This window comes from Streptomyces sp. NPDC001980 (assembly GCF_040296885.1).
Taxonomy (GTDB): Bacteria; Actinomycetota; Actinomycetes; order Streptomycetales; family Streptomycetaceae; genus Streptomyces.
This window is the reverse complement of the sequence record NZ_JBEOYD010000060.1, coordinates 38,838-50,062: the sequence shown is the minus strand read 5'-3', so window position 1 is coordinate 50,062 and position 11,225 is coordinate 38,838. Positions and strand designations below refer to the sequence as shown.

Annotated in this window: 12 protein-coding genes; 2 read left to right on the top strand and 10 right to left on the bottom strand. The window is 72.9% G+C overall.

Annotated features, from left to right (window positions below; genetic code table 11):
- Positions 1–97: 97 nt before the first annotated feature.
- The 9 genes from ABT137_RS46695 to ABT137_RS46655 form a co-directional block, all read right to left on the bottom strand.
- Positions 98–1,009, bottom strand: a complete 912-nt coding sequence (locus ABT137_RS46695) for a LuxR C-terminal-related transcriptional regulator (protein ID WP_351719159.1) — start codon at positions 1,007–1,009, stop codon at positions 98–100.
- A 16-nt stretch (positions 1,010–1,025) separates the two neighbouring features.
- Entirely contained in the window at positions 1,026–1,487 is a 462-nt protein-coding gene (locus tag ABT137_RS46690; protein WP_351719158.1) for a hypothetical protein, read from the bottom strand.
- Position 1,488: 1 nt separating this feature from the next.
- Positions 1,489–3,078, bottom strand: coding sequence for a long-chain-fatty-acid--CoA ligase (locus tag ABT137_RS46685; protein WP_351719156.1), 1,590 nt, complete (start codon positions 3,076–3,078; stop codon positions 1,489–1,491).
- Positions 3,079–3,143: 65 nt separating this feature from the next.
- Complete coding sequence (hcaB, locus tag ABT137_RS46680; RefSeq protein WP_351719153.1) at positions 3,144–3,965, bottom strand: 3-(cis-5,6-dihydroxycyclohexa-1,3-dien-1-yl)propanoate dehydrogenase; 822 nt, start codon at positions 3,963–3,965, stop codon at positions 3,144–3,146.
- Complete coding sequence (locus tag ABT137_RS46675; RefSeq protein ID WP_351719151.1) at positions 3,965–4,813, bottom strand: alpha/beta fold hydrolase; 849 nt, start codon at positions 4,811–4,813, stop codon at positions 3,965–3,967. The genes hcaB and ABT137_RS46675 overlap by 1 nt, the downstream gene beginning before the upstream one ends.
- Positions 4,814–4,843: 30 nt before the next feature.
- Entirely contained in the window at positions 4,844–5,395 is a 552-nt protein-coding gene (locus tag ABT137_RS46670; RefSeq protein ID WP_351719148.1) for an aromatic-ring-hydroxylating dioxygenase subunit beta, read from the bottom strand.
- A 4-nt stretch (positions 5,396–5,399) separates the two neighbouring features.
- Positions 5,400–6,602, bottom strand: a complete 1,203-nt coding sequence (locus ABT137_RS46665; protein ID WP_351719147.1) for an NAD(P)/FAD-dependent oxidoreductase — start codon at positions 6,600–6,602, stop codon at positions 5,400–5,402.
- Positions 6,599–6,934, bottom strand: coding sequence for a non-heme iron oxygenase ferredoxin subunit (locus ABT137_RS46660; protein ID WP_351719144.1), 336 nt, complete (start codon positions 6,932–6,934; stop codon positions 6,599–6,601). Before ABT137_RS46660 ends, ABT137_RS46665 begins: the two co-directional genes overlap by 4 nt.
- Positions 6,931–8,292 carry an aromatic ring-hydroxylating dioxygenase subunit alpha gene (locus ABT137_RS46655; RefSeq protein WP_351719141.1) on the bottom strand — a complete coding sequence of 454 codons (1,362 nt, stop codon included), beginning with the start codon at positions 8,290–8,292 and terminating at the stop codon, positions 6,931–6,933. Before ABT137_RS46655 ends, ABT137_RS46660 begins: the two co-directional genes overlap by 4 nt.
- Before the next feature lie 101 nt (positions 8,293–8,393).
- On the opposite strand from ABT137_RS46655, the gene ABT137_RS46650 reads away from it, so the two are divergent.
- Entirely contained in the window at positions 8,394–9,389 is a 996-nt protein-coding gene (locus ABT137_RS46650) for a zinc-binding dehydrogenase (RefSeq protein ID WP_351719139.1), read from the top strand.
- A complete protein-coding gene (locus ABT137_RS46645; protein WP_351719137.1) occupies positions 9,386–10,324 on the top strand; it encodes a 3-carboxyethylcatechol 2,3-dioxygenase in 939 nt (312 codons plus the stop codon). Before ABT137_RS46650 ends, ABT137_RS46645 begins: the two co-directional genes overlap by 4 nt.
- A 24-nt stretch (positions 10,325–10,348) precedes the next feature.
- On the opposite strand, the gene ABT137_RS46640 is transcribed toward ABT137_RS46645, so the two are convergent.
- Positions 10,349–11,140, bottom strand: a complete 792-nt coding sequence (locus tag ABT137_RS46640; RefSeq protein WP_351719134.1) for an IclR family transcriptional regulator — start codon at positions 11,138–11,140, stop codon at positions 10,349–10,351.
- Positions 11,141–11,225 lie beyond the last annotated feature (85 nt).

Below are 11,225 nucleotides of genomic sequence, written 5' to 3'. Positions count from 1 at the left end.
GTGTCGAAGGCGGTCCGCGGTTCGACCACCCCCAGCCTTCGGCCGGGGGAGGAACCGCGCGAGCAACCATGACGCGCCCGCGGGGACTGGCCGGTGATCAGCCTGGGAGCGGACCCGGCGGCCCGGCAACGCGTCCGCTGCGTACGCCCCCCGTTCGGGGGGTCAGGGCGGCGGCCACCAGCGCGGCCCTGTTGGGCACGCCGAGCTTGCGCATGCTCGACGCGAGGCTGGACTTCACGGTCTCGGCGCCGATGCCGAGCCGCGCGGCGGCCTCCCGGTTGGTCGCACCGAGCGCGACCTCGGCGAGGATCTCCCGCTCCCGGGCGGTCAGCACGTCGTCCACGGCCCCCGCGGCCTCGTCGGCCAGGCGCAGGGCAAGGGCCTCGATCTGCCGCCGTTGCGGCCCGTCCGCCATCGAGGACGCGATCTGCACGAGTTCCGAGCAGACACCGACGACCCGCCGTCGCTCCGCCACACTGCTCGCCGCGTCGCCGTCGCTGTCCGCGCGCGCTCCGAGCGCCGTCCGCAGGTACTCCAGGCGGCGGTTCAGGGCCAGGTCTTCGGCGAGGTTCCGTTCCAGGGCCCGGACGAACGTCAGGACGTCGCCGATGACACGGTCGCCGAAGACGTGTTGATGGCGCAGGCCGCCCACGAGCACGCCCCGCGGCCCTCGGGGCACCCGGATCGGGACGGCGAAGGAGGCGGCGACCCCTTCCCGGCGCACGGCGGCGTCGTAGTCGTGGGTGATGCCCTCCGCGCTGCAGTAGTCCTGGACCAGGACCGGCCTGGTCAGCAGCATCGCCTTGCCGCCGAGTCCGGCGCCGACGGTGACCCGCAGGTTGCGCAGGCCGTCGCTGGTGACCCCGACGAGCTGGTCGACGACGTAGTGGTCGGCGTCGGTGTCCATGAACGTGCCCACGACGAGGTCGAGCCCGGCCACCCGCCGCACGTCGTGGAGCAGCAACGTGAACGACGACAGCTGCGCCGGGGTGAGGACGGGTGCGGTCATGCGCTGTGCCCCGTTCTCAGGCGCCCGGGACGCGGTCCAGGTCGATGTCGGTGACGGTCACCCAGTCGGGTTCCGCCACCAGCAGGGCCAGTTCTTCCGTCCCGAGGTCCACGTCCACGGCGTAACGGTAACCGGCCGACTCGGCGGCCGTGATCCCGCCCCGGTCGGCGACGGGCACGGCGAGGACGACCCGCCGGCAGCGCGGATCGGCTGCCCGGACCGCCGCCGTGAGGGTGCGCAGCAGCGCCGGGAGCAGGTCGTCCGGGCAGCCGGCGCCCACCCGTACCTCCAGGTCGTGGGCGCCGGCGGGATACGCGTCCCGCAGCCGTCCCGCGGCACACCGTTGCAGGCGTACGTCCACCGTCACCGCGTCCCTGCGCAGCCTCAGGTCGGCCGTGGTGCGGCCACAGGCGGTCGGTACGGCCTCCCAGCCCCGGTCCGGGGCGAGGTCGGCGGGGACCGCGGGCACCGTGATCATCTCAGCTCTCCTCGGTCGCCAGCCGCCTGATGACGGCCTTGTCGAGCTTCCCGGAGGCGTTCCTCGGCACCGCCGGCACGAGCGTGAGCCGTCGCGGGAGCTTGTAGCGGGCCAGCCGTCCTGCCGCGTACGCGCGGACGCCCTCCAGGTCGATGTCGGCGTCGGCGGCGACGGTGACCACCGCCGCGACGGCCTCGCCCCACTGTTCGTCGGCCACCCCGACCACGGCGACGTCCACCACGCCCGGCATGGCCGCCAGGACCCGCTCGACCTCGGCCGGGTAGACGTTCTCCCCGCCGCTGATGATCATGTCCTTGAGGCGGTCGACGATGTAGAGACAGCCGTCCTCGTCGAGATGGCCGATGTCCCCGGAGTGGAACCAGCCCTCCGCGTCGAAGGCCGCGGCCGTGGCCTGCGGGTTGTTCCAGTAGCCCGCGGTCACGTTGGGGCCGCGCACCACGATCTCACCGGGCTCCCCCGGCTTCACCGGCTCGTTGCTGACGGCGTCCACGACCCGTACCTCGGTGTAGGGCATGGCGATCCCCGCCGACCCCAGCTTGTCCAGGGTGCGCTCGGCGGGCAGATGGGTGGCGAAGGGGGCGGTCTCGGTCAGCCCCCACGCCTGCTGCAGCAGCACCTCGCGCCCGGCGTAGAGCTCGACCAGGGACGGCGGCACCGGGGCGCCCGCGACCACCACCGCGCGCAGTTCGCGGAGATCCTGGTCGGCGAAGCCCGGGGCGCGGGCCAGGGCGGCGAACATCTGCGGGACGCCGAACATGGTGTTGACCCGGTGGGTGACCAGGTCGTCGAGGCACTCCCGAGGGTCGAAGGAGCGGCGTACGACGACCGTGCCGCCGCGTACGAGGGTGCGCAGGGCGAAGCTGTTGAGGGCGCCGATGTGGAAGAGCGGCGCGGCCGCGTAGGTGACGTCACCGCGGCGGGTGTCCAGGCGCAGGTCGACGTTGACGGAGTTCCACCAGGCGTTGCCGTGGGTGAGCACGACTCCCTTGGGTGTCCCGGTGGTGCCGGAGGTGAACATCAGGATCGCCGGGTCGTCGGCGTACTTCGGGGTGAGGACGGTGGTCGGCGGGGCGGCCGCGATCAGCGGCGACCAGGGCTCCCAGCCGTCGGCGCCGCCGTCGGCGGCCGGTACCTCGGGGTCGTCGTCCACCAGCAGGAGGCGCCGCAGCTCCGTCGCCCCGCGCACCGCGTCGACCGCCGGGCGGTGGCCCTCCTCGCAGACGATCGCCTCGGCACCGCTGCCCGCCAGGACCCGCTCCAGCTCGGGCTCGGCGAGCCGGAAGTTGACCGGGACGAACACGGCACCCAGCCGGAACGCGGCGAACATGGTGACCAGGAACGCCGGGCTGTTCAGGCCGAGATAGGCGACCCGGGTGCCGTCCACGACACCGCCGTCCGCCAGCACGCTCGCCAGCCGGGCGGCCCTGTCGTCGAGTTCGGCGTAGGTGAGGTCGCCGCCCGCGTAGCGGACGACCACGTCGCCGGCCTGGTGGCGGGCGTGGCGGGCCACTGCCGCGGCCGGGTTGAGGTCGACCCGGAGTCCGGAGTTGCGTGGGTGGGGACTGGGCACGGTCAGCACTCCTCGTCGAGTGTCATCGGTCGTCATTCGGTCGTCGCTCGGTCATCGTCCGGGCGTCAGAGGTGGTCGCCGCCGGCCGCGTGCGCGAAGCCGCGGACGCCGATGCCGCCGTCGACGGAGATCGCGTGGCCGGTGATCGGGCCGCTCTGCTCGCGGGCGGCGAGCAGCACGTACGGGCCGGTGAAGTCCCGTGGGTCGGTGCTGGAGTCGTGCAGGGGAATGAGCGGCGTGTCGGCGGCACCCTTCCTGGCGAAGGACGCGGAGATCGAGCGGTCGCCCAGCGCCAGTGCCTCGGGGCCGCGCAGGTCGGTGTTCATGCCGCCGCAGGCGACGCCGTTGACGCGGACCTTGGGCGCCAGTTCGTAGGCCAGCTCGCGCATGAGGCCCAGGCACGCGTGCTTGCTGGCGGTGTAGAGGGGTCCGCCGCCGTTGACGAAGAAGGACGCGTTGGAGAGGGTCATGACGATGCTGCCGCGGCTCGTCACCAGCTCCCGCCAGGCCGCCTCGGCCGCCAGCAGATAGCCCTTGACGTTGACGGCGAAGACCTCGTCGAAGGCGGCGTCGAGGTCCGCGGCGGCGAGCCGGGTGAGCTGCCGCTGGTAGTCCCAGACACCGGCGTTGGCGACGAGGGTGTCGAGCTTGCCGAAGCGTTCCACGGTCTCGGCGACGGCGGTGTGCAGCCGCCCGGAGTCGCGGACGTCACCGGTGACGGCGTGGATCCGGTCGGGCGCGACGGCGACGACCTCGTCCAACTGGCCCTTGTCCCGCCCGAACACGGTGACCGAGGCGCCCTCGGCGACGAACCTCTCGGTGACCGCGCGGCCGATGCCCGCGCCCCCGCCGGTGACCAGGGCGGCGTACCCGTCGAGCCAGCCCATCACCGCTCCCCGAGGAAGCCGACGACCAACTCCTCGAACTCCGGCTGCCGTTCGAGCTGCACCCAGTGCCCGCAGCGGCCGAACACGTGCAGCTGCACGTCCTGGATCTGCCTTAGCATCAGCTGGGCGCCGTCGAGGGTGATCGTGCGGTCGTCGCGGCCCCAGAGCAGCAGCGTGGGCGCCGTGATCCGGTGCAGGTCGCGCCAGAGCGGGTCCATTCCGCCGCGCCGGGCGAAGGCCGCGTTGTAGCGGTGGTAGAAGTCGATGTGGCTCTCGTCGAGGGATGCCTCGTAGCGGGCCTTCACCACGTCCGCGCCGAACTGCCTGTGGTCGTAGACCATGGTCCGGATGAAGGCGGCCATCTTCTTCTCGCTGGGCCCGCCGCCGTTGTAGTAGCGGAACATCTCCTTCTGTCCCTCGGTGGGCGTCGGGCCGAACGGCAGCCAGCCGCCGCCCGGGGCCATCAGCACCAACCGGGTGACCCGCTCCGGGCGTTGCTGGGCCATGGCGATCGCGGCCGCTCCCCCGAGGCTGTTGCCGAGCAGGTGGAAGCCGTCGATGCCGAGCGAGTCGAGGGCCTGGTACAGCGCGTCGACGGTGATCGCGGTGATCGAACGCTCCGCCAGGTCGGCCTCCGTCGGGCGGTAACTGCCGCCGAATCCGGGCTGGTCGGGCAGGACGACCCGGAAGTGCCGGGCCAGCGCGGCGAGGTTCTGGTGGTAGTTGCTGACACCGGAGGCACCGGGCCCGCCGCCGTGCAGCATCACCAGCACCGGTCCCTCACCGGTCTCGGCGACGGCGATCTCGCCCAGCGAGGTGGCCACGCGATGGTGCTTGAGTTCGGTCAAGACAGTTCCCCATCAGAAGAATCACAAGAATCAGAAGAAGGTCGAGATGTTCTTGGCCAGCAGGATGTTCTGGTCCAGCAGCACGGTCCGGCGGGCCACCCGCAGACCGCCGTCCTCACTTCGGCGCAGTACGTCCGTACGACTGCCGGCGAAGACGTTCTCCTCGCGTTCGAGGCGGTTGCGGTAGACCAGGAACGCGGAGCGCACCCGCAGGTCGGCGGCTGTGAACTCCGCGTTCTCGGCCGGGTCGTTGTGCCGCACCATCACGTTGGTCACCAGGTGGCGGGTGCGGGACGGCGGGTCCTCGGCCCAGGCCATGCCCGAGTCGAACCGGCGGACGCGCCAGGCCAGGCTCTCCTTGGTCTCGTCGAAGAACGCGGCCTCGCCCCGGGCGGCCACCGCCAGCGACTGCTGCCGGCGCAGCCGGTTGGTGCGGGTGGGCATCCAGTAGTCGAGGTCGTCGGCGAGGAGCTCCAGCCAGTCGGCGTAGCGGCCGTCGTCGAGGAGGGCGGCCTCCTCGTAGTAGAACTGCTCGACCTCGAAGTGCGTGTCGCGGTCGGCGCGTCGGGCGGTGGTGGTCACGGGGTCACCTTTCGGGGCGCAGCAGGGCGCGCAGGCTCACGGCGGGGTCCGCCAGCCGTCCGGCGTCGACCGGTGTCCGGCGGTCGATCATCCGGCGGGCGGCGCGTACGGCGGCGGAGTCGTCGACGGCGGCGGCGGCCACCACCCGCCCGTCGCGCAGGCCGAAGACCGCGAAGGACGGCTCGGCGCAGGAGCCGCGTACGACGGTCTCGGCGGCGGACGCCATGGGGCCGACCGCCTCGATGTGGCGGCCGTGCCGGTCCGTCCAGAACCAGGGCGCCGTCGGGGCGGGGGCCGGAGCGCCGAGGACGGTGGCGGCGGCCCGGGCACCGTCCTGCTGGGCGGCCTCCCAGTGCTCGGCCCGGGCCCGGCCGCGCGGGCGGGCCGGGTCGCCGACCGCGAGGACGGCCGGGTTGGAGGTCACCTGTCCGGCGTCGACGAGGACGCCCCGGTCGACGTCGAGGCCCGCCCGCTCGGCGAGTCCGGTGTGCGGGACCATGCCCACGCCGACGACGACGGCGTCGTACGACCGCGATCCGGGTCTGCCGGTCAGCCGGACCTCGATGTGGTCGCCGCGGTCCGTGAACGACTCGACGGCCGCCTGGACGGTGGTGATGCCGTGCCAGGTGTGCATGTCGTGCAGCCAGGTGGCGAGTTCCGGGCCGAGCGCCGCGGCGAGCGGTGTGGCCAGCGGGTCGGCCAGGGTGACCTCGCAGCCCAGGCGTACGGCGGTCGAGGCGGTCTCGGCGCCGATCAGGCCGGCGCCGACGACGAGGACGCGGGCGCCGGGCGACAGTGCGGGGCGCAGTCGGTCGGCGTCCCCGACGGTGCGCAGGACGTGCACCCGCTCGCCGTCGATGCCGGGGATCGGCGGGCGGGCCGCGCGGCCGCCGGTGGCGAGGACGACCCGGTCGGCGGGGAGCAGGGTGCCGTCGGAGAGTTCGAGCTTGCCCTCGGCCGGGCGCAGCGCGGTGACGGTGGTGCGGTTGACCAGGCGGACGCGCTGGTCGTCGTACCAGGACGGCTGCTGGAGGGCGAGCTGCCGTGCCGACCTGGTGCCGGCGAGGTAGCCCTTCGACAACGGCGGCCGGTCGTAGGGGAATTCGCCGGCGTCGACGAGGGTGACCTCGCCGTCGAAGCCCTGGGAGCGCAGGGCGGCGGCGGTGCTGACGCCGGCGATGCCGCCGCCGACGACGACCACGTTCACGGCGTCTCCCCGGGGTAGAGCCAGACCTCGCCGTCGCGGACCTCGACCCGGTGCGGGCAGGTGTTCCTGGTCGCGGGCAGCCCCTGGACCTCGCCGTTCTTCAGGCAGAACCTGCTGGCGTGCAGGGGGCATTCGACAAAGCCGTCCTCCACCCAGCCGTCGGCCAGGGAGGCGTCCTCGTGGGTGCAGGTGTCGTCGAGGGCGTACACGGTGTCGTCGGTGTCGCGCAGCAGGGCGATGTCGTCGGCGGTGCCGGTGATCGCCTTGTCGACGGCGAGGCCCTCACCCTGGGGGATGTCGTCGAGGGCGGCGACCCGGATGCCGTTGCTCATGCCTTGTTCTCCTCGTGCTGCTCGTGCCAGGCAGGGGTGTTCATCAGCTCGCGCCAGCGGCCGTAGAAGGCGCGGCCCGCGGCGTCGCTGTACAGCTCGCTGGTCAGACCGGGATGGCGGCCGTCGTGGCGCTCGCTGCCCATGCCCATCTGGTAGTTGAGGGCGACGCCGCCCGTGATGAAGCCGTGCGAGACGGCCTGGACCTCGCTCCAGTTCTCGCCGTCGTCCTGCTCGAAGATCCCGCTGGGCCCGAACGTCCGCAGGTTGTAAAGGCGTTGGGCCTCCCGGACCTCCTCGGGCATGGACTTGTCGACGATCGTCCAGGCCCATACCTCCATGCGGTCGGGGCCCTTGGGGTGCCAGACGCGGATGGAGCCGTTGACGGGGAGGTAGGAGAAGTTCGGGAAGACGGTGGCGTGGCCGTTCGTCAGCGGTCCCTCGACCCGGGCCGCGCCGAGGCGTTCGCGCAGGGCGTCGTAGTCCGTCCACTTGTGCACGGTCTGCGCGTCGAACCGGTTCCTGGGGTGCACCGGGAAGCCGGCTCCGTGGCCGTTCGGGTCCACGTACTGGCGGCCGGTGCGGTGCACCACCTCGTCCTTGGGCTTCTGGCCTGCCGGCGCGAGCAGCATGAGTGCCGAGGCGTGGCTCATGTTCACGTGGTACCAGTCGGTGGCGAACTGCTCGGCCGCCAGCTTCCAGTTGCCCTCCAGGACCCACTTGTGGACCCCGCCGACGACGACCGTGCCCTGGTCGTCGTGGTCGAGCATGGCGTCCATGTACCAGGCCATGTCGCCGAGCGACTCGCGCAGCGGGACCGGGTCCGGGTGCCAGGTGCCGAAGACCAGCCCGCGATAGGTCTCCACGTGCGGGACCTCCACCAGGCCCCAGTCGGCCGGCGCGAACTCGCCGGGATAGCCGTCCCGGTTGGGGACGCTCACCAGCGAGCCGTCCAGGTTGTAGGACCAACCGTGGTAGGTGCAGGTGAAGTTGCGGGTGGTGCCGGAGTCGGCGCGGCACACGCGGGCGCCCCGGTGGCGGCAGGAGTTGAGGTAGGCGCGGATCCGCCGGTCGCGGTCCAGGGTGACGATGACCGGGTCCTCGCCCATGTACGTGCTGAAGAAGTCGCCGGGCCGGTGGAACTGGTCGGTGTGCGCGAGGAACAGCCAGCTCGGCGCGAATACCCTGCGCAGCTCCTGCCGGTACAGCTCCCGGTCGGTGAAGATCACGCGGTCCAGCAGTCCGCCCTCGGTGTCGACGAGCCCGGAGACGTCGATGTTCCGTGCCAGGTCCGCGGGGCGACTGAGCGCCCCGCGCGGTGCCGCCGTGGCAGCGCCCTTGGGTTCGTTCGTCGAGGTCATGGCTTCAGCGAACAGCAGCAGGTCAGACGGGTGCCATCGGCTGTTCCGTACGGCGGCACGCGGGCTGTCGGCGGCCCGGGGCGGCGGGAGAGCGTGCTCCCATGCTTGCCGCAACCGCCGTCTCCCAGAGCGCGACCGACCCGTTGGCCGGCCTCGTCGTCGGAGACGTTCCCGAGCCCGGGCCGCGCCCCGGCTGGTCGACCGTCCGTGTGGTGTCGTCGTCGCTGAACATGCACGACCTGTGGACCCTGCGCGGGGTGGGCCATCCGCCCGAACGGCTGCCGGTCGTGCTGGGCTGCGACGCGGCGGGGTACGACGAGGACGGCAACGCGGTCCTCGTCCACCCGGTGATCGCCGACGCGGACGCCGGTCTGGGCGACGAGACGCTGGACCCGGGGCGGGCGCTGCTGTCGGAGCAGCACGACGGCGCCTTCGCCGAGTACCTCTCCGTCCCCGCCCGCAATCTGATCCCCAAGCCGGAGTGGCTCACCTTCGACGAGGCCGCCTGTCTGCCGGTCGCCTGGGGCACCGCGTACCGGATGCTCTTCACGCAGGCCGGGATCCGGGCCGGCGACCGGGTGCTGGTGCAGGGCGCCGGGGGCGGGGTCGCCTCGGCCGCGATCAAGCTCGCGGTCGCCGCCGGGGCGGTCGTCTACGCCACCAGCCGCAGCGCGGAGAAGCGGGCGCAGGCCGAGTCCTGGGGCGCGCGCCGGGCCGTACCGACCGGAGAACGGCTGCCCGAGCGGGTGGACGTGGTGGTGGAGACGGTCGGCGAGGCGACCTGGTCCCACTCGCTCAGGTCACTGCGTCCGGGCGGCACGGTCGTGATCGCGGGGGCGACCAGCGGCACCAACCCGCCCGCCGACCTCGGCCGGGTCTTCTACCTCCAGCAGCGCATCCTCGGCTCGACCGGCTGCACGCGCAGCGAACTGGTCGCCCTGCTCAAGTTGATGGACGCCACCGGTCTGCGCCCTGTCATCGACCGCACCCTGCCCCTGGCCGAGATCCACAAGGGGTTCCAGCTCATGATCGACGGGCGGCTGACCGGCAAGCTCGTCGTTCACCCCCAGCCCCGCCCCGAGGGAGAACCGTCGTGAACGCCGCCGCCGTCGGGCTGTCCCACTCCCCCCTGATCGGCAGGAACGACCCCGCGCCCGAGGTGCTCGCCGCCGTGGCGGAGGCGGTGGAGGGGGCCCGTTCCTTCGTCCGCGCCTACGACCCCGAGCTGGTCGTCCTGTACGCCCCCGACCACTACAACGGCTTCTTCTACAAGGAGATGCCGCCGTTCTGCCTCGCCACCGCGGCGCACGCCGTCGGTGACTTCGGGTCGGCGGCGGGTCCGCTGTCGGTCGACACGGAGGCAGCCGGGGCGCTGGCACGCGGGGTGCTGGAACGTGGCATCGACCTGACCGTTTCGGCGCGGATGACGGTCGACCACGGGTTCGTGCAGCCGCTGGAGGTGCTGTTCGGCGGGATCGACAAGGTGCCGGTGGTGCCGGTCTTCGTCAACGGGGTCGCGACTCCGCTCGGCCCGGTCGGCCGCATCCGGGCGCTGGGCACGGCCGTCGGGCAGGCCGCGGCCGGCCTCGACCGCCGGGTGCTGTTCCTCGGCTCCGGCGGCCTCTCCCACGACCCGCCCGTCCCGGTCCTGGACGGCGCCCCGCCCCGGGTCGCGGACGCCCTGATCGAGGGACACCCGCCGACCCCCGAGCAGCGGGCCCGGGGTGAGGAGCGGGTGGTGCAGGCGGGCCGGGACTACGCGGCCGGCTCGACGCGGATGATCCCCATCAACCCGGTCTGGGACAACCAGGTCCTGGACGTGTTCGACAGCGGGCGGCTGGCGGACGTCGACTCCTGGACGGTGGAATGGATGGGCGCGGAGGGCGGCGGCTCGGCCCACGAGGTCCGCACCTGGATCGCCGCGTTCGCATCTCTTGCCGCCGCCGGCGGCTACCGGATGTCCTCCCGCTTCTACGCGCCGATCCCGGAGTGGATCGCGGGCTTCGCGGTCGCCACGGCGGAGCGCGCCTGAGTCACGGCGCGGCAGACGCCCGGGTCACGGGCGCGGCAGCCGGCCCGTCCGCTGCTGTGCCTGGGAGGCCGCCGCCGCGACCCGGCGCACGTCGGCGCCGAGCCGCAGGGTGTCGATGTGGCCGCGCCGCCCGGCGACGGACAGCGCGGCCACCGCCCGTCCCGAGCGGCCCAGGACGGGCGCGGCGACACAGCTCAGCCCGAGCTGGCTCTCCTCCTCGTCGTAGGCGACGCCGGTACGGCGGATGCGGTCCAGTTCGTCGGAGAGCGCCGCCGGGTCGGTGATGGTCCGGGCGGTGAAGCGGTGCAGCGGTCCGGCGATCGCCTGGGCGGCGGCCTCGGCGTCGTAGGCGAACATGACCTTGCCGACGGCGGTGGCGTGGGCGGGGAGCCGGCCGCCGATGCGCGACGGGACGGGGGCCGGGCGGTGGCCGTGGAGCTTGCCGAGGTAGACCACGTCGGTGCCGTGCAGGACGGCGAGGTGGGCGGTGTGCCGGGTGAGCTCGTAGAGATCGGTCAGGTACGGCAGGAGCAGGTCGCGCAGGCTCTCGTGGCCGGCCGCGTACACGGAGCGGCCCAGCTGGTGGAGGCGCTCGCCGAGCCGGTAGTCCGTGCCGACGCGTTCCACGACCCCGTTGCGCTCCAGCATGCCCAGCACCCGGTGCGCGGTCGACTTGCTCAGCTGGGCCCGCCGGGCCAGTTCGCTGACGCCGACTCCGCTGCTCGCCTTGTCACCGAAGGCGACGAGAAGGCTGATGGCCTTGTCGACGGCGGCCCGGTCGTCGCGGGCCTGGGAGGCGAGGGAGGCGGTGGTCATGGCGGGTCACCTCAGCTTCGAGGGGGTCCGGCGTCAATTTCAGTTGACCGGCCGGAAACTTTTACGTGACAAGCATGGCCAGACC

Coding starts and splice junctions, on each gene's coding strand:
- ABT137_RS46695 (WP_351719159.1), bottom strand. CDS start 1,009: ATGACCGCACCCGTCCTCACCCCGGCGCAGCTGTCGTCGTTCACGTTG.
- ABT137_RS46690 (WP_351719158.1), bottom strand. CDS start 1,487: ATGATCACGGTGCCCGCGGTCCCCGCCGACCTCGCCCCGGACCGGGGC.
- hcaB (WP_351719153.1), bottom strand. CDS start 3,965: ATGGGCTGGCTCGACGGGTACGCCGCCCTGGTCACCGGCGGGGGCGCG.
- ABT137_RS46660 (WP_351719144.1), bottom strand. CDS start 6,934: ATGAGCAACGGCATCCGGGTCGCCGCCCTCGACGACATCCCCCAGGGT.
- ABT137_RS46655 (WP_351719141.1), bottom strand. CDS start 8,292: ATGACCTCGACGAACGAACCCAAGGGCGCTGCCACGGCGGCACCGCGC.
- ABT137_RS46650 (WP_351719139.1), top strand. CDS start 8,394: ATGCTTGCCGCAACCGCCGTCTCCCAGAGCGCGACCGACCCGTTGGCC.
- ABT137_RS46640 (WP_351719134.1), bottom strand. CDS start 11,140: ATGACCACCGCCTCCCTCGCCTCCCAGGCCCGCGACGACCGGGCCGCC.